Origin of the sequence: Ensifer sp. ENS10 (genome assembly GCF_014852025.1) — a bacterium.
Lineage (GTDB): Bacteria > Pseudomonadota > Alphaproteobacteria > Rhizobiales > Rhizobiaceae > Ensifer.
The window spans coordinates 127476-152729 of the sequence record NZ_JACVAS010000001.1; the positions used below are offsets into that span (position 1 = coordinate 127476).

Sequence of the window (25254 nt, forward strand, 5' to 3'; positions counted from 1 at the left end):
ATTGTTTGAGACAATTTGGAAGACAGGGTCAGGTGATACGCATCCGGCCCTGATCGCTAGGAACGGAACGGAATGACCGACAACAACGACGACAAGACAGGCAGCGCAGCAGGCAAGAAGACGCTGACCCTGAAACCCCACGGGGTTTCGCAGGGGACCGTGCGTCAGGACATGGGCCGTGGCCGCACCAAGGCGGTCGTGGTCGAAACCAAGAAACGCCCCTTCCATCGCCCCAAGGACGAGCGTCCGATCACGCCGGTCGCCGCGGCTCCCGCAGCACGCCCGGTCGAACAGCGTCCGGCTCAGCCGCAGCCTTCCGGCCGCCCGGCCCCGCAGCCGCAGCAGCACTCGACGCGCCAGGAAGCCAATCAGGCCAACCGTCCGCGTGTGGGTGTCGTTCTGAACCAGCTTTCCGCCGGTGAGATCGATGCGCGCCGCCGTGCTCTCGCCGAAGCGCAGATCCGCGATGCCGAAGAAGCGGTCATCCGCGCCGAGAACGAAGCACGCCGCAAGCGCGAGGAAGAAGCCCGTCTCCTTCAGGAGAAGGAAGAGGCCGCACGCCGCGCCGCTGAAGAAGCGGCCCGCCCGGCTGTCGAGCCTGAAGCAAAGGCCGAAGAGGTTGTCGAAGAGCGCCCCGTGGCAGCTCGCGCACCGGCTTCCACTGAGCGTCGCGTCGACAACCGCCCGCAGGCTGCACGGCCTGCTGAAGCGGCAACTGGACTTCCGACCCCGGCTCCGGCCGGCGCTCTGCGCGGCCGTAAGGTCGACAACGAAAAGGATGACGATCGTGGTCCGCGTTCGGGCGCAGGCCCGGCACGCGGCAAGGTCGTGCGTCCCGAGCCTGCCAAGGTTCCTGCCCGCCCGAAGGCCGACGACGGTCGTCGCCAGGGCAAGCTGACGCTGACCGCTGCCGTCGACGAGGATGGCGGCCAGCGCGCCCGTTCGCTGTCGGCCATGCGTCGCCGCCAGGAGAAGTTTAAGCGCAGCCAGATGCAGGAAACCCGCGAGAAGATCTCGCGCGAAGTCATCCTGCCTGAGACCATCACCATTCAGGAACTGTCGCAGCGCATGTCTGAACGCGCCGTCGACGTCATCAAGTACCTGATGAAGGAAGGCCAGATGATGAAGCCCGGCGATCTGATCGACGCCGATATGGCTGAACTCATCGCCGGCGAATTCGGCCACACGGTCAAGCGCGTCTCGGAATCCGACGTCGAGGAAGGCATCTTCAACGTGACCGATTCCGACGAGGAACTGCTGCCGCGTCCGCCGATCGTCACGATCATGGGGCACGTCGACCACGGCAAGACCTCGCTGCTCGATGCGATCCGCCACGCCAACGTGGTGGCCGGCGAAGCTGGTGGCATCACCCAGCACATCGGCGCCTATCAGGTCGAGCAGAACGGCAACAAGATCACCTTCATCGACACCCCCGGCCACGCGGCGTTCACCGCCATGCGTGCCCGCGGTGCCCAGGCGACCGACATCGCGATCCTGGTGGTTGCGGCCGACGACAGCGTGATGCCGCAGACGATCGAATCGATCAACCACGCCAAGGCGGCCGGTGTTCCGATCATCGTGGCGATCAACAAGGTCGACAAGCCGTCGGCAAATCCGCAGAAGGTTCGCACCGAGCTGCTGCAGCACGAAGTCTTTGTCGAATCCATGGGCGGTGAAGTCCTCGACGTGGAAGTCTCCGCGAAGAACGGCACCAACCTCGACAAGCTGCTGGAAGCGATCCTGCTGCAGTCCGAAATCCTCGACTTGCGCGCCAATCCGAACCGGACGGCCGAAGGTACGGTGGTTGAAGCCGAGCTTGACCGTGGTCGCGGTGCGGTTGCAACCGTCCTCGTCCAGAAGGGCACGCTGCGTCCTGGCCAGATCATCGTCGCCGGCGACCAGTGGGGCCGTGTGCGCGCTCTGGTCAACGACAAGGGTGAACACGTCAAGGAAGCCGGTCCGTCGATGCCGGTCGAGGTTCTCGGCCTGTCCGGAACACCGGCTGCCGGCGACAAGTTCGCCGTCGTCGAGAACGAAAGCCGCGCCCGCGAGATCTCCGAGTACCGCCAGCGGCTCGCCCGTGAGAAGCAGGTTGCCCGTCAGTCCGGCTCGCGCGGCTCGCTCGAGCAGATGATGACCCAGCTCCAGACCTCCGGTCTCAAGGAGTTCCCGCTGGTCATCAAGGGCGACGTGCAGGGTTCGATCGAAGCGATCGCCGGTGCTCTCGACAAGCTCGGAACCGACGAAGTGCGTGCCCGCATCGTGCATTCGGGTGCCGGTGGTATCACCGAGTCCGACATCTCGCTCGCCGAGGCGTCGAACGCAGCGATCATCGGCTTCAACGTCCGCGCCAACGCGCAGGCCCGTTCGGCCGCCGAGCGCGCCGGCATCGAGATCCGCTACTACAACATCATCTACGATCTGGTGGATGACGTGAAGGCGGCGATGTCGGGTCTGCTCTCGCCGGAGCGCCGCGAAACCTTCCTCGGCAACGCCGAGATCCTGGAGGTGTTCAACATCACCAAGGTCGGCAAGGTCGCGGGTTGCCGCGTCACCGAAGGCAAGGTCGAGCGTGGCGTCGGCGTCCGTCTGGTTCGCGACAACGTCGTTATCCACGAAGGCAAGCTCAAGACCCTCAAGCGCTTCAAGGACGAAGTCTCGGAAGTCAACGTCGGTCAGGAGTGCGGTATGGCCTTCGAGAACTACGAAGACATCCGCGCCGGCGATACGATCGAGTGCTTCCGCGTAGAGCACATCACGCGGACGCTTTAAGAACCGTCCGATTAGAGATTATGCGGGCGCCGGGTTGTCCTTCGGCGCTCGCATTTTTTTGAGGTACCGTCCATGACCAAAGCCACATCCTCTGCCCCTTCACAGCGCATGCTGCGCGTCGGCGAACAGGTGCGCGCTGCCATCACCCAGGTTCTGCAGCGCGGCGAGGTCCGCGATCCCGTGATCGAGAAGACCGTCATCGCGATCTCGGAAGTGCGCATGTCGCCGGATCTGAAGATCGCCACGGCCTATGTCACGCCGCTCGGCGTGCCCAACCATGACGAAGTCATCGACGCGCTGAACCGCAATGCCAAGTACATCCGCGGCCGCCTCGGCCCCCAGCTTCGGCAGATGAAATACATGCCCGACGTTCGTTTCCGCGACGATACGAGCTTCGACAACTACAAGAAGATCGATGAGCTGCTGCGTTCGCCGGAAGTCAGCCGCGATCTCGACCAGTCCAGCGAAGACGAAGAATAGTAGATTTCATGTCCAAACCGCGTAAGCCCAAGGGCCGCCCGATCTCGGGCTGGCTGATCCTCGACAAGCCGCTCGACTTCGGCTCCACTGAAGCCGTCTCGAAGATCAAGTGGCTGTTCAAGGCCCAAAAGGCCGGCCATGCCGGCACGCTCGACCCGTTGGCCTCCGGTATGCTGCCGATTGCACTCGGTGATGCGACGAAGACCGTTCCTTACGTGATGGACGGCCGCAAGATCTACGAATTCACCGTTGCCTGGGGCGAGGAACGCTCGACCGACGATCTCGAAGGCGAGGTTACGCATTCCTCGACCGAACGACCGAACGAAGAGGCGATCCGCGCGCTGCTGCCGAAATATACCGGCGTCATCAGCCAGGTGCCGCCGCAGTTCTCTGCGATCAAGATCGATGGCGAGCGTGCCTACGACCTCGCCCGCGATGGCGAAACGGTCGAAATTCCGGCTCGTGAAGTCGAGGTGCACCGGCTGACGCTCTTGGGTGCCGCTCCCAATCTCGCGCATTTCGAAATCGAGTGCGGCAAGGGCACCTATGTGCGTTCGCTCGCGCGTGACATGGGCCGCGATCTCGGTTGTTTCGGCCACATCGCCTCGCTGCGCCGCACCTTTGTCGCACCGTTTGGTGAAGAGGACATGGTGCCGCTCGCCGATCTGGTGGCGCTGGAGAAAATCGAGAGCGACGAAGAACGCCTGGCGGCGCTCGACGCCTATCTGATCGAGACCGGTGAAGCGCTTTCCAACCTTCCGCATGTTGCCGTCAACGATGATCAGGCGCACCGCCTGAGAATGGGCAATCCCATCATCCTGCGCGGGCGCGATGCGCCGCTTGCGACGCCTGAAGCCTATGCGACGGCACGCGGCAAGCTGGTCGCCATCGGTGAGATCGCCGAGGGTGAGTTCCGCCCGAAGCGTGTTTTCGCCACCGGCTAAGCGCCCGGAAGCGTTTGCCTTTGCCCCATCCTTGACGCATGATCCCCGGCATGGGCTTCCAATCCATCCGAGGTGATTCCGTTTCCGTCCCGTGCTCCGGAGCCGACTGCCGATCGCACCGACTCTTGCGGCGCGCGCCGAAAGCGGCTGTGTGCCGGCGCGGAACGAAGAAGGGCGACTGAGGTGACGGGCGTGCTGGACGAAGAAAAGCGGAAGGCTGCGAACGGTCTGGCGACGATCGTCGATCTCGTTCGTCATCGCCTGACCCGGCCGTTCAGTTTTTATCTGACGTCGCTGCTCCTGGTGGCCATCGTTCCGGCCTTCATCTTTTCGCTCGTGGTGCTGAAGCGCAGCGTCGACCAGCAGGAACAGGTGATCACGGCGCTGCTGCAGGCTTCGACCGGGTCGGTGACGCGCATCGTCGAACGTGACATCGAGGGCATGCTGACGACGCTCAAGGTGCTGTCGACATCACAAGAGATCGAAGACGGCAATATGGAGGCCTTCTACCGCAGGGCCGCCACGGCGCTCGCCGAAACGGACTCCTACCTGATCGTCATCGACCGCAAGCACAACCAGCGGCTCAACACCAGGGTGCCTTTCGGTGCGCAACTCAGCAAAGCCTCGGATACGGGCTCGGTCGAGCGGGCCTTCACCAACAATGGTGCGCCGCTCGTTTCCAACGTCTTCTTTGGCCAGACCGCGGGAAAGTGGGTTTTCAACGTCTATCTGCCGGCGAAATTGGCGACCGGTGAGGAGTATCTGCTGACGCTGACGCAAAACGCCGAGAACATGGCCAAGGCCGTCAACCGCGACACGCTTTCTCCCGGTTGGAACGCGGCACTCGTCGATGGCGCAGGCAAGGTCATCATCTCGTCGGATGCGGCCGTCAAGGCCGGGGAACCATTCTTCCTCGACAAGGTGCCGGCGATCAGCATCGGTGTCCGCAACATCAAGGAAAACGGCACTAAATATCGCGTCGCGACCGAGTTTTCCGTCGTCACGGGATGGCGGATCATCGCCTGGGCGCCTAGCGCGACCGTCGATGCACCGGCCGTCTGGTCGTTCCTGTGGCTGTCGCTCGGCGGCATCCTTTTCGCGGGCATCGCGATTGCCGGCTCGCTGGCGATTGCGCGGCTGTTGTCGCAGGGCGTCAAGCTCGTGGCGCAGGATGCCCGCCGTCTCGGCGCCGGCGAACGGATCGAATCGCGGCCGCACATGATCTCGGAGGTCGAGCAGGTCTCGGCAGCGCTCGCACGGGCAGCGGCGGCGCGCGGCAAGGCCGAAAACGAGATCCGCTTCCTCATGCGCGAGGTGGCGCATCGCTCGAAGAACCAACTGACGGTGATCCAGTCGATGCTCAACCAATCGGTCTATTCGGCCGAGAGCGCGTCGGACTTCGCCGACAGCTTCCGCAAGCGCATTGCCGGGCTCGCGCGCTCCACCGACCTGATGATCACCAACGCCGCGCAAGGGGTCGATTTCCGCGAGCTCGCCCAGAACCAGTTGCAGCCGTTTACACCTGACGACCCGAAGCGCGTGATCTTCTCCGGCCCGGCTCTGAGGCTCGACACGCAGATCGCCCAGACCCTCGGCATGGCCCTGCACGAACTCGCAACCAACGCCACCAAATACGGCGCGCTCGCCAACACCACCGGGGTCGTCAAGCTGAGCTGGTCGCTGGAGGATGAAGGCATTGCCATTCGCTGGCGGGAGGAGGGCGCGGATCTCGCCGACAAGCCCTCCGATCCGATCCGCAAGGGCTTCGGAACACTGGTGCTGGAGCGCATGCTCGGCATGGCGCTGAACGCCGCGCTGGAGCGGGTGATGCATGCCGATGGCATCGAGTGGCGGATCACCATTCCGCGCGAGGCGAAGGACGAAGATTCGTGAATGCGGATGGGCCCCTTTAAAAACGGCGCGAAGGTCGGCCGGAGCGTCGATCGCGACCGTCGGAAATCGGCCGCGACCGACAAGCTTCCGAGGCCCTCCGGAAGCCCATCGGGGTGCAGGTCCATGACCCTTTCCTTTTTCATCCAATTCGTTTATAGGCACGCCAGCAAAAGGCGCATGCCCGTTGCATTCACGGCCGCAGCTGGACGACATCCCGGCTGACGGCGTCCCTAAATCCTCGAAATCGAAAGGATCATCCGATGTCGATTGCTGCAGAGCGTAAGGCTCAGCTCATCAAGGAATTTGCAACCGTTGAAGGCGACACCGGTTCTCCGGAAGTCCAGGTTGCTATCCTGACGGAACGGATCAACAACCTGACCGAACACTTCAAGGGCCACAAGAAGGATAACCATTCCCGCCGTGGTCTGCTCGCAATGGTTTCCAGCCGTCGTTCGCTCCTCGACTATCTGAAGAAGAAAGACGAAGCGCGCTACACCAAGCTGATCGGTGCCCTGGGCATCCGTCGCTAAGCGACTTATCCGGCGGGTCTTTGCGGCCCGCCGGCTTTTTTATGGAGCGTTCAACGCTCAAGCAATGATCTCTCCGGCCGCTTAGGAAGCGTGGTACCAGGAGAGAATCCAGCGAACCGGATGGGCCGGTATCGCGGATCAACCGATGGCCCGTCATGGGGCAGGATTGCAGGATGCTTCGGCTCTGCTTGCCGGAACGCCGCAGATAAGCGGCGCGGTGAAGCGGAAACAAGCCGATTTCAAGCGTGAAGCCTCCCGTTGTCTTGCCCGTGATGCGCCATTTCATGCGGCCCCTCGACCACCCGCGCTGCAACAGCCGCGGAAAGGTCCGCCGCACATGAAGGACAGAACATGTTCGATACCCACAAGGTTGAAATCGAATGGGCTGGGCGTCCGCTCAAGCTCGAAACCGGCAAGGTCGCCCGTCAGGCTGACGGCGCCGTCATCGCCACCTACGGCGAAACCGTCGTTCTCGCCACCGTCGTTTCGGCCAAGTCGCCGAAGCCGGGCCAGGACTTCTTCCCGCTGACCGTCAACTACCAGGAAAAGACCTACGCTGCCGGCAAGATCCCGGGTGGTTACTTCAAGCGCGAAGGCCGTCCGAGCGAGAACGAAACGCTCGTTTCGCGCCTGATCGACCGTCCGATCCGTCCGCTTTTCCCCGATGGCTACAAGAACGATACCCAGGTCATCGTCACGGTCATGCAGCATGACCTCGAAAACAACCCCGACGTTCTGTCGATGGTTGCCGCTTCCGCAGCGCTGACGCTGTCGGGCGTCCCGTTCATGGGCCCGATCGGCGGCGCGCGCGTCGGCTACATCAACGGCCAGTACGTGCTGAACCCGCATCTCGACGAGATGGACGAATCGACGCTCGACCTCGTTGTCGCCGGCACCCAGGAAGCGGTGCTGATGGTCGAATCGGAAGCCAAGGAACTGGCTGAAGACGTCATGCTCGGCGCCGTCGTCTTCGGTCAGAAGGGCTTCCAGCCGGTCATCGACGCGATCATCAAGCTCGCTGAAGTCGCTGCCAAGGAGCCGCGCGAATTCGAACCGGAAGATCATTCCGCGCTGGAAGCCGAAATGCTCGGCATGGCCGAAGCCGAACTGCGCGACGCCTACAAGATCACCGAAAAGGCTGCCCGCTACGCTGCCGTCGATGCCGTCAAGGCGAAGGTAAAGGCACACTTCTTCCCGGAAGGTGCGGAGCCCAAGTACACCGCTGAAGTCATCGGCGCCGTCTTCAAGCACCTGCAGGCCAAGATCGTTCGCTGGAACATCCTCGACACCAAGAGCCGTATCGACGGCCGCGATCTGGAAACCGTTCGTCCGATCGTCTCGGAAGTCGGCCTTCTGCCGCGTACCCACGGTTCGGCGCTCTTCACCCGCGGTGAGACGCAGGCGATCGTCGTTGCCACGCTCGGCACCGGTGAAGACGAACAGTATGTCGACAGCCTGACCGGCATGTACAAAGAACGCTTCATGCTGCACTACAACTTCCCGCCCTTCTCGGTCGGCGAAACCGGTCGCATGGGCTCCCCGGGCCGTCGCGAAATCGGTCACGGCAAGCTCGCCTGGCGCGCTATTCGCCCGATGCTGCCGGAGGCCGAGCAGTTCCCCTACACACTGCGTGTCGTATCCGAGATCACCGAATCCAACGGCTCGTCGTCGATGGCGACGGTTTGCGGCACCTCGCTCGCTCTCATGGACGCCGGCGTTCCGCTGGCAAAGCCGGTTGCCGGTATCGCCATGGGCCTGATCAAGGAAGATGAGCGCTTCGCCGTTCTCTCCGACATCCTCGGCGACGAAGACCACCTCGGCGACATGGACTTCAAGGTCGCCGGTACCGACGCTGGTATCACCTCGCTCCAGATGGACATCAAGATCGAGGGCATCACCGAAGAGATCATGGGCATTGCGCTCAACCAGGCCAAGGGTGGCCGTCTCCACATCCTCGGCGAAATGGCCAAGGCCATTTCCGAAAGCCGTGGCCAGCTCGGCGAGTTCGCTCCGCGCATCGAAGTCATGAACATCCCGGTCGACAAGATCCGTGAAGTCATCGGCTCCGGCGGCAAGGTCATCCGCGAAATCGTCGAGAAGACCGGCGCGAAGATCAACATCGAAGACGACGGCACCGTGAAGATCGCCTCCTCGTCCGGCAAGGAAATCGAAGCGGCCCGCAAGTGGATCCACTCGATCGTCGCCGAGCCGGAAGTTGGCCAGATCTATGAAGGTACCGTTGTGAAGACCGCCGACTTCGGCGCCTTCGTCAACTTCTTCGGCGCCCGCGATGGCCTCGTCCACATCTCGCAGCTCGCTTCCGAGCGCGTTGCCAAGACGACCGACGTCGTCAAGGAAGGCGACAAGGTCTGGGTCAAGCTCATGGGCTTCGACGAGCGCGGCAAGGTTCGCCTGTCGATGAAGGTTGTCGACCAGGCCACCGGCAAAGAAGTCGCTGCCGAGAAGTCTGAGAAGAAGGGCGACGGCGAAGCCGCCGAATAAGCGAGCTTCACCCGAATGCATTCGGGGCGCGGGGCGGAACGCTCCGCGCCCCTTTCTTGTAGGAAGATGACGGATAGACCGATGAGCCGAGATGCGTTGAAGACCCTGTTTTACCCGTTCGATAGCGGTGTGATCGACCCGCCGGGCGAAGGCGAGCGTGTTCTCTTTCTCGGCGCCGAGGCGGGCTACAGGCTGCCCAAGGGCTTCGAAGCCTCGATCGCCGCCGTTCAGCCGCTGCGGCCGCTCTATCGCGCCCTGGAGGCCATGCGCGCCGATGTGACGCCTGAGATCACCGGCGAGGACTACGACGTCACGCTGGTGCTCTGTGGCAAGCATAAGGGCGAGAATGAGGACCGGATCGCCGAGGCGCTGAAGCGCACCCGCGAGGGCGGCCTGATCGTCGTTGCCGGCGGCAAGGAAGACGGCATCCAGTCGCTGAAGAAGCGGATCGCCAAGTTCGAATGGGACGGCGATCATCTGCCGAAATATCACGGCGTCGCCTTCTGGTTCACCCGTCCCGAAGACGTCACCGACGCGGTGCACAAGCTCGCCAAGGTGCCGGTGCGCGTCGATGGCCTGTTCGAGGCTTCGCCGGGCATGTTCTCACACGACCGCATCGACGCGGGTTCGGAACTGCTCGCTTCGCGTCTGCCGAACGACTTCCACGGCCATGCCGCCGATTTCGGAGCCGGCTGGGGCTATCTCGCCGTCAAGCTCGCTGAAGCCTCGCCGGGCCTCAAGGGCGTCGATCTCTTCGAAGCCGACCATGAGTCGCTCGAAGCTGCCCGCGTCAACATGATGGCAAACGTGCCGTCGACGCCGGCGCGCTTCCACTGGTTCGACCTGACGAGCGAAGAGCCGCGCGACAAGTATGATCTCATCGTCATGAATCCGCCCTTCCATGAGGCCCACGCCGCCGAGCCGGCGCTTGGCATTGCCATCATCAAGACGGCGCTGAAGGCGCTGAAGCAGGGCGGAAAGCTGATGCTGGTCGCCAACCGCGGCCTGCCCTACGAGCAGGTACTGGCCGAGAATTCCAAGGAATACGGCGAAACCTGCCGCAACGCCCGCTTCAAGGTGCTCTGGGCGAAGCGCTGAAGACCATCAAGGATTAAGCAAGGAGCCGGGCCAATCGCCCGGCTTTTTTCGTTCCGGGTCTACAGCGCCGCGCGTCTTATCAGACGCGCAAAGGTCGCTGTAGCACTTTGATTTTCTGCATGTCTTCGTCCTTAAATCGAGGTCGATTTAAGGAGACATGCAGTAGCGCCCCGGCCAACGGGCAGCGACAGTTTGCCTGTTGCCATCGCCCCTGTTCGGGCTCACCATGACGCCGTCGGTATTTCTCGTCGGAGGATGAGTGCCATGACGTGGGGAGTGAACAGGCCGCCTTTGACCGAGGATGCGGCCGAGGCTGTTGCCAAGGACATAAAGCATGCCGAGGGACATGGAGCGACCTCCGAGGTACCCATGTCGTTCCTGAAGAGCCTCTATCACCTGCCGCTGGAGCCGGGGCGGCGCACGCATACGGGGTTCATCGCGCTGGCGATCGTCGTCGCCGTGCTCGCACTCTTTCTATTTCCCTGAGCGGCTCATGAATGACAAAGCCCGCGGATCGAGGCCGATCCGCGGGCTTTGTTCCGTTTTCCGGTCGGTTGAGGGTGTTACTCGACGTCGGCCGTCCGCAACGTGTCGAGCGCCGGCATCGAGGTGATGTTGTAGCCGGAATCGACGTAGTGGATTTCGCCGGTGACGCCGCGCGACAGGTCCGAGAGCAGGTAGAGCGCGGAATTGCCGACGTCGTCGATGGTGACAGTACGACGCAGCGGCGAATTCTTCTGCTGCCAGGAGAGCATCGCCCGGGCGTCGGAAATACCGGCGCCGGCAAGGGTGCGGATCGGGCCGGCGGAGATCGCGTTGACGCGAATGCCGCGCACGCCGTAGTCGGCCGCGAGGTAACGCACGGAAGCCTCGAGCGCCGCCTTGGCAACGCCCATGACGTTGTAGTTCGGCATGACGCGCATCGAGCCGCCATAGGTCAGCGTCAGCATCGAGCCGCCATCATTCATCAGCTCGGCAGCACGCTTGGCGATTTCGGTGAAGGAGAAGCAGGAGATCACCATCGTGCGGCTGAAATTGTCGCGCGAGGTGTCGGCATAGAGGCCCTTCAGCTCGTTCTTGTCCGAAAAGCCGATGGCATGCACGATGAAGTCGAGATTGCCCCAGCGTTCCTTGATCGCATCGATCACGGCATCGACGGACGCAATGTCTTCGACATCGCAAGGCAGCAGGAAGTCCGAGCCGAGCTCGGCGGCGAGCGGCTTGACACGCTTGCCCAGCGCCTCGCCCTGGTAGGTGAAGGCGAGTTCCGCCCCTTGCGCCGCAAGCGCCTTGGAAATGCCCCAGGCAATGGAATGGCTGTTGGCCACACCCATGATGAGGCCACGCTTTCCGGTCATCAGTCCCGTCATGGTGTTATCCGTTGTAGCGCTGGAAGACGAGCGTCGCATTGGTGCCGCCGAAGCCGAAGGAGTTCGACAGAACCGTATCGATCTTGGCATTGTCGATGCGTTTGCGAACGATCGGAACGCCGTCGAATTCGGGGTCGAGTTCGGTGATATGCGCGCTTTCGCCGATGAAGCCGGCCTGCATCATCAGGAGGCCGTAGATCGATTCCTGCACGCCGGCAGCACCCAGCGAGTGGCCGGTCAGCGACTTGGTCGACTGGATGTGCGGCATCTTGCTGCCGAACACTTCGCGGATCGCGCCGATTTCCTTGCTGTCGCCAACCGGCGTCGAGGTGCCGTGCGTGTTGATGTAGTCGACATCGCCCTTCACCGTCGAAAGCGCCTGGCGCATGCAGCGGATTGCGCCTTCGCCCGAGGGAGCCACCATGTCGTAGCCGTCGGAGGTCGCGCCGTAGCCGACGATTTCGGCGTAGATCTTCGCACCGCGGGCCTTGGCGTGTTCCAGTTCTTCGAGAACGAGAACGCCGGCACCGCCGGCAATGACGAAACCGTCGCGGTTGACGTCATAGGCACGGGACGCGGTCGCCGGCGTCTCGTTGTATTTCGAGGACATGGCGCCCATGGCGTCGAAGAGGTTGGACATCGTCCAGTCAAGATCTTCATGGCCGCCGGCAAACATCACGTCCTGCTTGCCCCACTGGATCATCTCAGCGGCGTTGCCGATGCAGTGCGCCGAGGTCGAGCAGGCCGAGGAGATCGAGTAGTTGACGCCGTGGATCTGGAACCAGGTGGCGAGCGTTGCGGATGCCGTGGACGACATCGCCTTCGGAACGGCGAACGGGCCGATGCGCTTCGGGCTCACATTCTTGCGGGTGATGTCGGCCGCTTCGACGATCGTGCGGGTGGACGGACCGCCCGAGCCCATGATGATGCCGGTGCGTTCGTTGCGGGCAACGACGGTTTCTTCGAGGCCGGAGTCGGCGATTGCCTGTTTCATCGCCACGTGGTTCCAGGCGCCGCCCTGCGACAGGAAGCGCATGGCGCGACGGTCGACGAGCTCGGTCGGATCGAGCGACGGGGCGCCCCAGACCTGGCACTTGAAGCCGTTCTCCGCGAAATCGGGAGAAAACGTGATGCCCGACTTTGCATCGCGCAGCGACGCCGTGACTTCGTCCGCGTTGTTTCCGATCGAGGAAACGATGCCGAGGCCCGTGACAACAACCCGTCTCATGATACTGACCTTTTCTTTATTTCGTTCGGTGCAGGCAGGCCTGGACTACTCGGCCTTATCCTTGGACAGACCGACGCGCAGGTCGGTTGCCTGATAGATAGTCTCTCCATCGGCCTTCAGCCAGCCGTCGGCGGTGCCAAGCACGAGCCGGCCGCGCATGACGCGCTTGAAGTCGATGCCGTATTCGAGAAGCTTGGTGTGGGGACGAACCATGCCCTTGAACTTCACTTCGCCGGTGGAAAGCGCCATGCCGCGGCCAGGCTCGCCGAGCCAGCCCAGGTAGAAGCCGGTCAATTGCCACATGCCGTCGAGGCCGAGGCAGCCCGGCATGATCGGATTGCCCTGGAAGTGGCAGGGAAAATACCAGTCATCGGGGCGCACGTCGTATTCGGCGCGCAGATAACCCTTGTCAAAGGCACCACCCGTTTCGGAAATCTCGGTGATGCGATGAACCATCAGCATCGGCGGCAGCGGCAGCTGCGCGTTGCCAGGGCCAAACAACTCGCCACGGCCGCAGGCCAGGATTTCCTCGTAGCTGAAGCTGGATTGTCTGGTGGTCATGAATGGATGCTTCCCCGAATGACTTAACGTGTTGTCCGATCTGCTTTAGAGCAAGTTCGGCTTGAAATGAAGCGTGGCGAACCCGAACCTTCTCGTTTCCGGCCAGGTTACCGCCGCCTCAGATGGCATTTTCGTTCCGCCGTCGCTTACAGGATCAATGTGGGCGCGACCAGAGTTAATTGCCAGCCTTCCCCGAGTTTGACCGGTTTTTCGGGCTTTGCAACGCATGTTTGACCGAGAATCTATTGAAAGCGCGGGGCGCAAAAGTTATATCGCAACGGAAGTATTGTGAATTTCGCCGGGATACATGGAACGACCCTTGATGACGAAAGCAACAGAAGTGAGTTCGGAAGAAAGGCTGCGTCACTCAGGCCTGCGTCCGACCCGTCAGCGCGTTGCCCTCGCCGATCTGATCTTTGCCAAGGGTGACCGTCACCTGACCGTCGAGGAACTGCACGAGGAGGCTGTCATGGCCGGGGTGCCTGTTTCGCTCGCAACCGTCTACAATACGCTGCACCAGTTCACCGAGGCCGGCATGATCCGTGTCCTGGCGGTGGAAAGCGCCAAGACCTATTTCGACACCAACGTGTCGGATCACCATCATTTCTTCGTCGAGGGCCAGAACGAGGTACTCGATATCCCCGTCAGCAACATCCAGATCGACAATCTCCCGGAACCGCCCGAGGGCATGGAGATTGCGCATGTCGACGTGGTGATCCGCCTGCGCCGCAAGAACGGCCGCTGATCCGACCGAGGTCGATCATCAAGATAAATTGATTGCAGATCTTGCGTCTGTCGGCGTGTGAGCCTTCACATCACGTCGTCGGGATCGCGACCCGGCAACGCCTTGCCCGTCGGCAGGGTCCAGCCAAACTTGAGCGCGCCGCCGCGCACGGCAAAGGCGGAGAGAACACCCAGTGTCGACGTTGCCACAAGCGGCAGGCCCGCGACCGTTGCAAGCACGAAGGCGCCGGCGCCGACGAGCGCCGCCGTAACATAGATTTCCGGCCTCAGAAGCACGGAAGGCTCGCCGGCGAGCATATCGCGTAAGACCCCGCCGAAGGTGGCGGTCAGCATGCCGGTGACAAGTGCCACCGTCGCCGAGCCGGTGGCAGCATACCCCTTCGCAGCGCCCATGACGCAATAGGCTGAAAGGCCGATCGCATCGAGCCAGACGAGCACCCGGTAGCGCGAGCCGAAGAGATGGGCGGTGAAGAAGAGGATGACCGCCACGGTGGCGCAGACCAGAAGATAGGTCGGGTTGGTGACCCAGAAGACCGGTGTCGCGCCCAAAACGACATCGCGCATCGTGCCGCCGCCGATCCCGGTCACCGAGGCGAGGAAGAGATAGCCGATGATGTCGAGCTGCTTGCGTGACGCCGACAGCGCTCCGGTCGCTGCGAAGACGGCCACACCGGCGTAGTCGAGAATTTCGAGGATCGGCATGGGTGCTCCGGGCAAGATTCGGCGGTTCGCTTTGAAGCTGGGCTATCTCGGGCCCCGCCGTCAACTCTCAGGGCGCCGGCAGGATCGAGGGTGTCCGGCCGGCAAGGTGATAGGCGAGGAGGCCGATCCATTCGCGCACCGCCGTCGTCGTCAATTGTGCGTTGAGCGACGGCTGGGTGAAGTCGAAGCTAAGGCCAAGCTTGCCGCTGGTGCGGTAATCCGTCGGCCAGGGAATGACCGGGATGTCGAGCGCGCGGAAGAGCCCGACCGAACGGGGCATATGGAAGGCGGAGGTGACGAGTGCGCAATTCGAGAGCCCATTCGCAGCCAGCAGATCCTTGGTGTTGCGGGCGTTCTCGAACGTCGTGCGCGACTGTTCTTCGCGAATCAGCCGTTCGCCGCCGACGCCGAACGCGGCGAGGAAGCCCTGCGAAGCCTCGGCGTCGCCGGCATAGGCGCCGCTGAAGGAGCCGTCACCGCCGGAAACCAGAATACGCGCCTCGGGGTAGCGTTTTGCGAGCGCCACCGTCTCGATGAAACGGTCCGCCGCCTGGTTGAATTCCATGCCGCCGCGGCCTGCCATCACCTCGTTCTCGAAGGCGCCGCCGAGCACGATGATGCAGGAGAGCGTTGCAGGTGATGGCGAGGGGCGTGTGAAACGATCTTCGAGCGTCTGGAGCGCGTAGGGCCCCGCGGTGGTGAACAGGCTGATGAAGAGCACCAGCGCGCCAAGCCCGCCAAGGAAGCCGCCGATGCGGCGCAGGCCCGCCGCCGTCGCCAGCAGCCCGGCAAAGGCGGCGAAGAACGAGAACGACAGCGGCTGTGCGGCCAGCCAGAAGATTTTCGAGATCAGGAACATGGCATCAGCTTCTGCGTTCCGATGCTTAACAAATTATAAACGCGCGCTGGAGGGGCCGGCTGCACCGATGCGTTGACTGTGCAGCTTGGTCGCCTTGTTCGCCTTCGCGCAAGGTCGCTCGCGTAGCCTGTTCATCCGAACGTTGCACGGGTGGGTCCGGGCACCACTTTCATTTGAAGCCGAAAGGAGTATCATCTGGGAGATGACCACGATATCGGGCTTCAGATCCCAGCTGTTTCGTGCCGCCAATGAGGTCCATGAACTCACCCCGGTGCAGGCACAACGGCTGCTCGAAGGCGCAGTGGCGCTGATCCGCTGCATGCGCGAACAGACCGGCATGGAACCCAACACCGATGCACCCGATGTCACCAATGTCCTGCTGAACATCGCCGCTTCCGTGCCCACTCGCTCGGAGCGCGAAATCCGCAACGCCCTGCTCGAGTCGGCCGACATCATCCGGCTACTGACGATGATCCTGGATTCGCTGGACGAATTGGAAAGCAGTGACGGACCTTGAAGGTCCATCGGTCATCAATCGAAGAAGAAGTTTGGTGGAGCTAAGCGGGATCGAACCGCTGACCTCTTGCATGCCATGCAAGCGCTCTCCCAGCTGAGCTATAGCCCCATATCGGGTTCCGGCTAGGCCGGTCCGGGAAATTCGTCGGGCTGTTGTGTCCGGCGAGTGGCGGCTTATTACTTCCCCTTTTTGAGGATGGCAAGCCGAAAAATGCGTGGCCTGTGGATTTATTTCCAGTCCGGGCCGATTTTCTCCCGTCCGGGCCCTATAGGCCGAGGACGGGAGCATTCCCATGTCATTTGAAGCGCTTAGACGTCTTCTTCGTCGTCGGAGACGCCGATGAGGCCGCTCATGTCGTCGTCGTCTTCGTCTTCGTCGGCTTCGAGGAAGGTGTCGTCGTCGTCACCGTCGATCTCGACATCGTCGTCGCCGAGATCCGGCAGGTCGTCGCCGCCCGCTGCCTCATCATCGGCATCCTCGAGCGAAACGAGTTCGACTTCGGTGTTCTCTGCATCGACTTCCGTGACGTCTTCTTCTTCTTCCTTCTCGAGCACCTTGGCGACCGAGGTTTCTTCGAAGAAGTTCAGCGGATAGGACTTGCCGGTGTAAGGCGAAACGATCGGATCACGGTTCAGATCGTAGAATTTGCGCCCGGTTTCCGGGTCGATGCGCTTTGTTCCAAGTTCCGGTTTTGCCACTGTCAAAGCCTCTTGAATGGCCGGCCGAGCCGGCTCTTGCCGAAAACCGGCGGGTGGAAAGGGTATCAAGCCTATGATGATTAGCCGGTCCCCATAATCATCTTGACCGCATCTGTCAAAGGCAAAACTTGCAAGGCCCTGTGTCACGGGCGTTCCGGCGCGCGCAAGCATGGCCGCGCGCCGCGATTCAAGGAAGCATGCAGCAGGGGTTGTGGCAGGAGTGCTGCCGATAGCAGGCCGGCCTGCAAGACGCCTTACGAGTTGCATTGTCTTCTTCAATCCTATCCGGTCTAAGGATAAAAACAGTCAGTCATTCAGCTGCCGCCGCGACTTTGGCGCGTCTTGAGCGCGCGACACTGTCTTGCATGTTTCGAGGATTCCGCATGTCGCAAGGATTGGGCCAAAGCCCTGCCACCGCCCGCAAATCAGACGGCCTTAAGGGGACGGTCCGAATTCCCGGCGACAAGTCGATCTCGCATCGGTCGCTGATGCTGGGCGGGCTTGCCGCCGGCGAAACGCGTATCACCGGCCTGCTCCAAGGCGCGGATGTGATCGCCACCGGCCGGGCCATGCAGGCGATAGGTGCCAGGATCCGCAAGGAGGGCGACACCTGGATCGTCAACGGCGTCGGCAATGGTGCGTTGCTTGCGCCGGAAGCGCCGCTCGATTTCGGCAACGCCGGCACCGGTTGCCGCCTCATCATGGGTCTCGTCGGCGTCTATGATTTCGAAACGACCTTCATCGGTGATGCCTCGCTCAGCCGGCGGCCGATGGCGCGCGTGCTTGATCCCTTGCGTGAGATGGGCGTGCAGGTAGAGGCTGCTACGGGTGACCGGCTGCCGGTGACCCTTCGCGGACCGAAGACGCCGACGCCGGTCACCTACCGCGTGCCGGTCGCGTCCGCCCAGGTGAAATCGGCGGTGCTCTTCGCCGGTCTCAATGCGCCCGGTATCACCACCGTCATCGAACCGGCGATCACCCGTGACCACACGGAGCGCATGCTGCGCGGATTCGGCGCCGAACTCTCGGTGGAAACCGATGCCACCGGTGTCCGCACCATCCGGCTCGAAGGCCGCGGCAGGCTCGTCGCCCAGGAGATCGATGTGCCCGGCGATCCGTCCTCGACGGCTTTCCCGCTGGTCGCGGCGCTCGTCGTTCCGGGTTCTGACATCACCATCCGGAACGTGCTGATGAACCCGACCCGTACGGGGCTGATCCTGACCTTGCAGGAGATGGGCGGCGACATCGAGGTGATCGACATCGGGCAGGTCGGCGGAGAAGACGTGGCGGATCTGAGGGTACGCCATTCCGAACTGAAAGGCGTTACGGTCCCCGAAGAGCGTGCCGCCTCGATGATCGATGAGTATCCCATTCTCGCCATCGCCGCCGCCTTTGCCGAAGGCGCGACCATCATGCATGGTCTCGATGAGCTGCGCGTGAAGGAGTCCGATCGCCTCGCCGCCATCGCCGCGGGCCTGAAGCTCAACGGTGTCGACTGCGAGGAGGGCAGATCCTCGCTCGTCGTGCGCGGTCGCCGCGGCGGCAAGGGCCTCGGAAATGCCTCAGGCGGAGTGGTGAAGACCCATCTCGACCACCGTATCGCCATGAGCTTCCTTGTCCTGGGTCTTGCCGCGGAGCACCCCGTCAAGGTGGATGACTCGACGATGATTGCGACGAGCTTTCCGGGGTACATTGATCTGATGGCGGGGCTCGGGGCGAGGATCGCGTGAAGCCGACGGGCGAACCGGCCGATATCCGCTCAGGTTCGTCGGCGGAGGATGCTTCTTTGATTGTGTGGATTAAGATAGTCGCTGTTCAAGCATGGAAGCCAGCATCGCTTTCAGTTACAGGCCAGTAACAACATCGATTGCAGGAAACTTATGATCACCATCGCCATCGACGGGCCGGCAGCGGCCGGCAAGGGCACGCTCTCGCGCCGGATCGCCGAGGAATACGGCTTTCATCATCTCGATACGGGGCTGACCTATCGTGCCACCGCCAAGGCGCTGCTGGATAGCGGGCTGCCGCTCGATGACGAGGCGGTCGCCGAGAAGATGGCGCGCGAGGTCGAGCTCGCCGGGCTTGATCGGTCGGTGCTTTCCGCCCACGCGATCGGCGAGGCGGCATCGAAGATCGCCGTCATGCCGGCGGTGCGCCGGGCACTGGTCGAGGCGCAGCGCGCCTTTTCGCTGCGCGAGCCCGGAACGGTGCTCGACGGACGCGACATCGGCACGGTTGTCTGCCCGGGTGCGCCGGTAAAACTCTATGTCACTGCGTCGCCGGAAGTACGGGCGAGACGCCGTTACGACGAGATCATCGGCAGCGGTCAGCCGGCCGACTATGCGGCGATATTCGAGGATGTGAAGAAGCGCGACGAGCGCGATATGGGCCGCGCCGACAGTCCTTTGCGGCCGGCCGAAGACGCGCACTTGCTTGATACGTCTGAAATGAGTATAGAGGCGGCGTTTCAGGCCGCGAAGACTTTGATCGATGCGGCCCTGATCAAGAAGATCTGAAGAAGAGCCCTTTCACAACCCTCGTTTGAAACGCTCTTCTTGCATAGCCTGAAATTCCGTCCACGCGCCGGATTGCCCCTTCGATGGGGCGGACTGGGTTCAGGCCTGTTCAACACCAGCCCCCGGCGCATGTGCGTCTCGAATGAGATGCATGCAGGAGATTCCATGTCTGCTACCAATCCTACCCGTGACGATTTCGCCGCTCTTCTCGAAGAATCCTTCGCGAAGACCGATCTCGCCGAAGGCTATGTTGCCAAGGGCATCGTTACGGCCATCGAAAAGGACGTCGCCGTTGTCGACGTCGGTCTGAAGGTCGAAGGCCGCATCGCTCTGAAGGAATTCGGCGCGAAGGCCAAGGACGGCTCGCTCAAGGTCGGCGACGAAGTCGAAGTCTACGTTGAGCGCATCGAAAACGCGCTCGGCGAAGCTGTTCTGTCGCGCGAGAAGGCTCGCCGCGAAGAAAGCTGGATGCGCCTGGAAGTGAAGTTCGAAGCCGGCGAACGCGTCGAAGGCATCATCTTCAATCAGGTCAAGGGTGGCTTCACCGTCGATCTCGACGGCGCCGTTGCCTTCCTTCCGCGCTCGCAGGTCGACATCCGTCCGATCCGCGACGTCACCCCGCTGATGCACAACCCGCAGCCCTTCGAAATCCTCAAGATGGACAAGCGCCGTGGCAACATCGTCGTATCGCGTCGTACGGTTCTGGAAGAGTCCCGCGCCGAACAGCGTTCTGAAATCGTTCAGAACCTTGAAGAAGGCCAGGTTGTCGAAGGCGTCGTCAAGAACATCACCGACTACGGTGCGTTCGTCGACCTCGGCGGCATCGACGGTCTGCTCCATGTCACCGACATGGCATGGCGTCGCGTGAACCATCCGTCGGAGATCCTGAACATTGGCCAGCAGGTCAAGGTTCAGATCATCCGCATCAACCAGGAAACCCACCGCATCTCGCTCGGCATGAAGCAGCTCGAGTCGGATCCGTGGGATGGCATCGGTGCGAAGTACCCGGTCGGCAAGAAGATCTCCGGTACCGTCACGAACATCACCGACTACGGTGCGTTCGTCGAGCTGGAGCCGGGCATCGAAGGCCTGATCCACATCTCCGAAATGTCCTGGACCAAGAAGAACGTACACCCCGGCAAGATCCTGTCCACGAGCCAGGAAGTCGACGTTGTCGTTCTCGAAGTCGATCCGACCAAGCGTCGCATCTCGCTCGGCCTCAAGCAGACGCTCGAGAACCCGTGGCAGGCATTCGCGCATAGCCATCCGGCTGGCACCGAAGTCGAAGGCGAAGTCAAGAACAAGACCGAATTCGGCCTGTTCATCGGCCTCGACGGCGATGTTGACGGCATGGTGCACCTTTCCGACCTCGACTGGAACCGTCCGGGCGAGCAGGTCATCGAAGAGTTCAACAAGGGCGACGTTGTTCGCGCCGTTGTTCTCGACGTCGACGTCGACAAGGAGCGCATCTCGCTCGGCATCAAGCAGCTCGGCAAGGATGCAGTCGGCGACGCCGCTGCTTCCGGCGAACTGCGCAAGAACGCCGTTGTTTCGGCCGAAATCATCGCGATCAACGATGGTGGCATCGAAGTGAAGCTCGTCAACCACGAAGACATCACCTCGTTCATCCGCCGCGCTGACCTCGCGCGCGACCGCGACGAACAGCGTCCGGAGCGTTTCTCGGTTGGTCAGGTTGTCGACGCCCGCGTCACCAACTTCTCCAAGAAGGACCGCAAGATCCAGCTGTCGATCAAGGCTCTGGAAATCGCTGAAGAGAAGGAAGCCGTTGCTCAGTTCGGTTCGTCCGACTCGGGCGCTTCGCTCGGCGACATCCTTGGTGCGGCTCTGAAGAACCGCCAGAACAACGAGTAATCGTTGCCTGACACCTGAACTGAAAAACCCGCGGAGAGCGATCTCCGCGGGTTTTTCTTTGGCCGAATTCTTGCTCGGGTCGCGCCCTCAGCCGAGGCCGCCGAGCCTGCGATAAAGATCATAGGCGTCGGGTGCTTCCGGCGTCTCGCCCTCGAGCATGGCTTCGTCCGTTGGCTCTGCTCCATCCCCTTGATCGTGGCCGTCGCCTTCTTCTGCGCCCTGCTCTTCGTCCGATGCTTCATCTTCCGATCCGCCAGGCATTTCGTGGCTGAGATTTTCGGTCTCCGCCGTGTCGTTGGCGGCCGGCGGGTAGGGGATCATGGCAAAGGGAATGGCTTCGCGCGGCAGGCCGTTTTCGACCAGCCTGGCGATGACCTGCTGCATCGTCTGTTCATCGGTTGCGCGCTGCGGCCGCATGTCCACAGGCAGGCGCTGGGCAGCCTTCGTGTCCTCGGCCTGGTCGTCGAGCAAGGACGGCAGGGCGTTGCCGCCGTCCGGGGCCTCGCGCTGGCGCGCCGCGGCGTCGTTTGCGCGCACCAGTGTGACGGTTTCTTTTGACGGGACCGGCGCCGGCGCGTCGGTACCATTGGCGTGCTCAGCCGCCGGCTTGGTCTCGGCGCCGGCCGCGCTTCCGGGCAGGGTTACGCTGTCGCGAATGAGCGTCTTGATCGCCTCGAAGAGCACCCGCACCGGCCGGGCCTCAGGATTGCCGCGGCCGGTCGCCGTTGCTGTCTTGGCGTCCTTCTCCTCCGCATCAGGCATTGGGCCATAGGTGCCATCGGGGTCGGCGTCCTCAGCGGTTTCGGCAGTCGCGTCGGCTTCGGCCGGCGCCGCCGTGCTCTCGCTGGCCGGGACCTCGGTTTCGGCATGCCCGCCATCGGGCGGCGGCCCGGTTTCCTCAGGCTCAGGCCCGAGGGCCGTTTGCGGCGCTTCCTCGACTTCGCCTTCGCCTGCCAGCAGGGCGGCGGCGGTTTCGACCGGCGTGCTTTCCTGTGGCGTGGGCTTGCCTGTGCTCGCACGCGTTTCGCTTCGCTCCGGTGCGGCGTTTCGGGCTTTTGAGGGCGCCTCTGTCGTTCCGGCCTGGTCCAGGTCATCACCCCGCGGTTCGAGCGCGTCGGTGTCGTTGCCGACCCCAAAGGTCTTGCGCAGCACCGCCTGCAGCAGCGCGACTTCGCCGGCAACCGGGGTACGCGCAGCAACCGGGTTGAAAGGCATTGCCGGCTGGAGAGAGGGGTTACGCAGGATGACGTCGCGCGCTTGAGTGGGCATCGGAGTGACGGTGCTGCTCGGGGCACTCGTGCCATTGCGGATCGCGGGCAGTTCGGCAAGCAGGCCGACCCGGACGGCGAGGCTGCGCCCGCCGAGCTGGCGCTCGAGCAACAGCCGATCGGATGCAGGCATCGTTTCGAGGAAGGCCACCAGGCGCCGAACGAAATCGCGCCCGCCTTCCTGAGGCAGGGGTGGGAACTTCAGGATGCGCGCCAGATCCTCCATCAGCCGCACCAAAGCGTCCTTGGAGAGGATTTCCCGGCCCGAGAGGTGTCGGGTCAGGGCGTCCAGGATCTTTTGAATGGCTTCGCCGCGTTGGCCGGCGGGCAACAGCGCTGCCGGCTGCTGCGCTTTGGTGTTCGTGTCTTCTGCGGTAGCGGCCGCGGCTCGGGCCGTCTGGATGGGTATCAGCATTCTGGTCTCCATCTCGCTTGACCTCAGGTTGACCAATCGTCGTTGACCGACGAAACGCGAGTGCACGCTTGGACACGGACCGATTTCCGGCTCGCGTGCGAACTGTTTTCTTTGTCACTTACGGGTTGGCGCCTCATGCGCGTCTACAGCGCCGCGGGTCTATGAGACGCGCAAAGGTCGCTGTAGCACTTTGAGTTGCTGCATGTTTTTTAAAGAAACATGCAGGGGTCCAATGGCCGGACAGCCGCGACCAGGTCGCGGATAAGGGAATCGGCATGATCACTGAGGCTAGGTGAAAGAGGTTTATGAAATCTTAACCAAGTTTCGATCGCTGCGGCAGCCGCCCGCCCTTGCCTGCGGGCTTCGACAGCGCCATCTTCAGGACTTCTGAGGAGTTTCGGATGAGCGTTCGTCCCCCAAAAGCCCTGAGCCCGACCTTCTCGACCACCGGCGCCTTCAACGTGCTCGAATATGAACTCATGTCCGAGCGGGCCGATGCGCTCGGCCGGCATGGGCTGAAGGTGGAAAAGGCGCTTGCCGCACTGTCGGAACTGAAGGCGGAGGCGGCCCCGGATTTGCGCGAGCGGCTTCTCGATGAAGCAGCCGATGCCGTCTGGGCGTTTTTCATCCAGCGCGAGATCTGCGGGCTGCGTGACAGTCGCGATGCCGTTCGCCGCTACTGCATTCCCAAGGAGGTCATGGCAAGGCTCGGTATCGTGCGGAGGAAATGATCAGAAGTTTTGCGCCGTCAGGCTGTACAGGCCGTTCTCGTCGAAACGGACCAGGTTTTGCAGCTCGGCTTCGCGGCGCTCGGCGACATTTTCCATCTCGTCCTTGAGTTGGAGCGCACGAAGCTGCTCGTTTTGTTCGACCAGCGACTGCTTGTCGGTTCTGCGCGTGGGATCGCTGCGCAAGCTGTCGACTTGGGCTTCCTCGAGCGAACCGGATTCCGCTGTGCTCTTCAGCCGATCCACCGCCTTGGCAGCCTGTGCCTGGCTTTGAGAACTCTTGCCGCTCGTCTCTCCAAGCGCTGCCTTCAGTGTCTCGTTTTCCCGCCCGCTCGGATTCTTGAGTGCCTCAGCCAGTTCGGTGAGGGAGAGGCCGAGTCTATCCAGCCCAAGCTGCTCCTCGACCTTGGCGATATCGCTCGGATCCAGATCCTTGATCTGGTTCTCGAGCGCTCTGGCGAAGGCGGCGTCGGATGTGAACGTCTCGCGGTCGAGGTCGAAGAACGCTCCGACTTGGCGAACGAGAGCCGCGCGATTGCTGTTGGGGTCGTTCTGGGTGCGATCGAAGAAGTGCGCGTTGATCTTGTCGTTGGCCGCCCTACGGGCATCGTCGGACTGGACCTGCGCCTTCAGGACCTTGTCGTCCTTGGTGCCCTTGGCCTTTTCTTCTTCTTCCGCCTGCCGCTTTTCGATGTCCTTGAGGATCGAGCCGACCAGGCTGGTCGTTGCGGTGGCGGTCGATTGCTGGGTCGGAAGCAGCATGTATGATCCCCGGACAGCATCGTGGAGCTTTCCGAAAAGGTAGGTCGTCGCGGTTAATGCCGGCTTAACCGACGTTTCCCACAAATCGGGACCGATCGGGCAGACGAAGCCATCTGCTCCGCGATTGCGCACGGAGAAATGCGTGAGGCAGCATCGCCTTTGCGCGGCGGCGCGTCAGTCTCGCCTATCGGTAAGGCGAGTAGCAGACCCTGTAGGCACCACCGTAGCTTAGGAACCGGTTGGTCGCCGGATTGTAGGAGCGGTAGCGCGACATGCACCAGCTCACATGTGAGCCGCCGCGAACATACTGGTCCCGATAATAGTAGTTATTACCGTAGTAGCTATTACCGTAATAGCGGTTACCGTAGTAGCGACGCGGATAGTAGCCGCCATAGTAACGGGGATAGTATCCACCGCCATAGTAGCTGCCGTAGCCGCCGCCATAATAGCCGCCGGAGCCGAAGTAGAAGCTCAGGCCCGAACCACCATAATATGGGCCACCCCATCCTCGCCGGTAGTAAGGCCCTCCTCCCCATCCTGGACCCCATCCGCGACGCCAGCCGTACCCGCCATATCCGCCGTAGCGCCGGTGGTAATACTGCACATTCTGGACGTCGCCCTGTGCCTTGATCTGGAGATCGGGCGCCTGGATCGGCATTGCCTCGACAGGTCCGATGGGGGTGATCAGGGAGGTGGCGGCCAAGCTGCAGCCGATAACGAAATTGCGAAATCCCGTCATTTTATCCTCACTTTCAGAAGGCCATGCCTTCCGTTTGTGTCCCTGCCTGTATTACG

23 protein-coding genes and 1 tRNA gene are annotated in these 25254 nt (G+C 62.4%); 14 read left to right on the forward strand and 10 right to left on the reverse strand.

The genetic code is table 11. The annotated features are described in order from the left end of the window. Positions 1–72 precede the first annotated feature (72 nt). From infB to IB265_RS00675, 8 genes are all read left to right on the forward strand, one after another. Positions 73–2772: a translation initiation factor IF-2 gene (gene infB, locus IB265_RS00640; protein ID WP_057247818.1), complete on the forward strand. Its 2700-nt coding sequence runs from the start codon at positions 73–75 to the stop codon at positions 2770–2772. A 72-nt stretch (positions 2773–2844) separates the two neighbouring features. After that, positions 2845–3252, forward strand: coding sequence for a 30S ribosome-binding factor RbfA (gene rbfA / locus IB265_RS00645; RefSeq protein ID WP_063893313.1), 408 nt, complete (start codon positions 2845–2847; stop codon positions 3250–3252). An 8-nt stretch (positions 3253–3260) separates the two neighbouring features. After that, positions 3261–4196, forward strand: a complete 936-nt coding sequence (gene truB, locus IB265_RS00650) for a tRNA pseudouridine(55) synthase TruB (protein ID WP_057247820.1) — start codon at positions 3261–3263, stop codon at positions 4194–4196. Between the two features lie 183 nt (positions 4197–4379). Next, entirely contained in the window at positions 4380–6089 is a 1710-nt protein-coding gene (locus tag IB265_RS00655) for a sensor histidine kinase (RefSeq protein WP_057247821.1), read from the forward strand. Positions 6090–6349: 260 nt separating this feature from the next. Next, positions 6350–6619 (forward strand): 30S ribosomal protein S15, encoded by a 270-nt coding sequence (rpsO, locus tag IB265_RS00660; RefSeq protein ID WP_029742369.1) that lies wholly within the window; start codon positions 6350–6352, stop codon positions 6617–6619. A 351-nt stretch (positions 6620–6970) separates the two neighbouring features. Continuing rightward, positions 6971–9121, forward strand: coding sequence for a polyribonucleotide nucleotidyltransferase (pnp, locus tag IB265_RS00665; RefSeq protein WP_057247822.1), 2151 nt, complete (start codon positions 6971–6973; stop codon positions 9119–9121). A gap of 81 nt (positions 9122–9202) precedes the next feature. Next, on the forward strand, positions 9203–10219 hold the full coding sequence (locus IB265_RS00670; RefSeq protein WP_057247823.1) for a class I SAM-dependent methyltransferase: 1017 nt from the start codon (positions 9203–9205) through the stop codon (positions 10217–10219). A gap of 264 nt (positions 10220–10483) precedes the next feature. Continuing rightward, positions 10484–10705 carry a hypothetical protein gene (locus IB265_RS00675; protein ID WP_057247824.1) on the forward strand — a complete coding sequence of 74 codons (222 nt, stop codon included), beginning with the start codon at positions 10484–10486 and terminating at the stop codon, positions 10703–10705. A gap of 77 nt (positions 10706–10782) precedes the next feature. Here the strand turns inward: IB265_RS00675 and fabI are convergent, their stop codons facing one another. The 3 genes from fabI to fabA are packed head-to-tail and all read right to left on the reverse strand — an operon-like array spanning position 10783 to position 13378. Next, on the reverse strand, positions 10783–11589 hold the full coding sequence (gene fabI / locus IB265_RS00680) for an enoyl-ACP reductase FabI (protein ID WP_057247825.1): 807 nt from the start codon (positions 11587–11589) through the stop codon (positions 10783–10785). A 4-nt stretch (positions 11590–11593) separates the two neighbouring features. Beyond that, positions 11594–12817: a beta-ketoacyl-ACP synthase I gene (gene fabB, locus IB265_RS00685; RefSeq protein ID WP_057247826.1), complete on the reverse strand. Its 1224-nt coding sequence runs from the start codon at positions 12815–12817 to the stop codon at positions 11594–11596. A gap of 45 nt (positions 12818–12862) precedes the next feature. Further along, a complete protein-coding gene (fabA, locus tag IB265_RS00690; protein WP_029742379.1) occupies positions 12863–13378 on the reverse strand; it encodes a 3-hydroxyacyl-[acyl-carrier-protein] dehydratase FabA in 516 nt (171 codons plus the stop codon). 322 nt (positions 13379–13700) lie between these two features. On the opposite strand from fabA, the gene irrA reads away from it, so the two are divergent. Then, positions 13701–14123, forward strand: coding sequence for an iron response transcriptional regulator IrrA (irrA, locus tag IB265_RS00695; RefSeq protein ID WP_057247827.1), 423 nt, complete (start codon positions 13701–13703; stop codon positions 14121–14123). Between the two features lie 65 nt (positions 14124–14188). Here the strand turns inward: irrA and IB265_RS00700 are convergent, their stop codons facing one another. Continuing rightward, positions 14189–14824, reverse strand: coding sequence for a trimeric intracellular cation channel family protein (locus IB265_RS00700; RefSeq protein WP_057247828.1), 636 nt, complete (start codon positions 14822–14824; stop codon positions 14189–14191). Positions 14825–14891: 67 nt separating this feature from the next. Then, a complete protein-coding gene (locus IB265_RS00705; protein WP_057247829.1) occupies positions 14892–15683 on the reverse strand; it encodes a YdcF family protein in 792 nt (263 codons plus the stop codon). Positions 15684–15885: 202 nt separating this feature from the next. Here IB265_RS00705 and IB265_RS00710 point away from each other — a divergent pair, with 202 nt between their 5' ends. Further along, positions 15886–16200 (forward strand): hypothetical protein, encoded by a 315-nt coding sequence (locus IB265_RS00710; protein ID WP_057247830.1) that lies wholly within the window; start codon positions 15886–15888, stop codon positions 16198–16200. 32 nt (positions 16201–16232) lie between these two features. On the opposite strand, the gene IB265_RS00715 is transcribed toward IB265_RS00710, so the two are convergent. Together IB265_RS00715 and IB265_RS00720 are read right to left on the reverse strand one after the other, a co-directional pair. Next, positions 16233–16308, reverse strand: a tRNA-Ala gene (locus tag IB265_RS00715). Between the two features lie 200 nt (positions 16309–16508). Further along, positions 16509–16898 carry a TIGR02300 family protein gene (locus tag IB265_RS00720; protein WP_057247831.1) on the reverse strand — a complete coding sequence of 130 codons (390 nt, stop codon included), beginning with the start codon at positions 16896–16898 and terminating at the stop codon, positions 16509–16511. A gap of 383 nt (positions 16899–17281) precedes the next feature. On the opposite strand from IB265_RS00720, the gene aroA reads away from it, so the two are divergent. From aroA to rpsA, 3 genes are all read left to right on the forward strand, one after another. Further along, positions 17282–18628, forward strand: coding sequence for a 3-phosphoshikimate 1-carboxyvinyltransferase (gene aroA, locus IB265_RS00725; RefSeq protein WP_057247832.1), 1347 nt, complete (start codon positions 17282–17284; stop codon positions 18626–18628). Positions 18629–18778: 150 nt separating this feature from the next. Beyond that, positions 18779–19414 (forward strand): (d)CMP kinase, encoded by a 636-nt coding sequence (gene cmk / locus IB265_RS00730; RefSeq protein WP_057247833.1) that lies wholly within the window; start codon positions 18779–18781, stop codon positions 19412–19414. A gap of 147 nt (positions 19415–19561) precedes the next feature. Beyond that, positions 19562–21286, forward strand: a complete 1725-nt coding sequence (gene rpsA, locus IB265_RS00735; RefSeq protein WP_082615707.1) for a 30S ribosomal protein S1 — start codon at positions 19562–19564, stop codon at positions 21284–21286. 87 nt (positions 21287–21373) lie between these two features. Here the strand turns inward: rpsA and IB265_RS00740 are convergent, their stop codons facing one another. After that, positions 21374–22969, reverse strand: coding sequence for a hypothetical protein (locus tag IB265_RS00740; RefSeq protein ID WP_113479333.1), 1596 nt, complete (start codon positions 22967–22969; stop codon positions 21374–21376). A 401-nt stretch (positions 22970–23370) separates the two neighbouring features. Between IB265_RS00740 and IB265_RS00745 the strand changes: the two genes are divergently transcribed. Further along, a complete protein-coding gene (locus IB265_RS00745; RefSeq protein WP_057247836.1) occupies positions 23371–23700 on the forward strand; it encodes a DUF6665 family protein in 330 nt (109 codons plus the stop codon). Here IB265_RS00745 and IB265_RS00750 read toward each other — a convergent pair whose 3' ends face one another. Both IB265_RS00750 and IB265_RS00755 read right to left on the reverse strand, forming a co-directional pair. Next, entirely contained in the window at positions 23701–24459 is a 759-nt protein-coding gene (locus tag IB265_RS00750; RefSeq protein WP_192494606.1) for a hypothetical protein, read from the reverse strand. 184 nt (positions 24460–24643) lie between these two features. After that, entirely contained in the window at positions 24644–25198 is a 555-nt protein-coding gene (locus tag IB265_RS00755) for a BA14K family protein (protein WP_057247838.1), read from the reverse strand. Positions 25199–25254 lie beyond the last annotated feature (56 nt).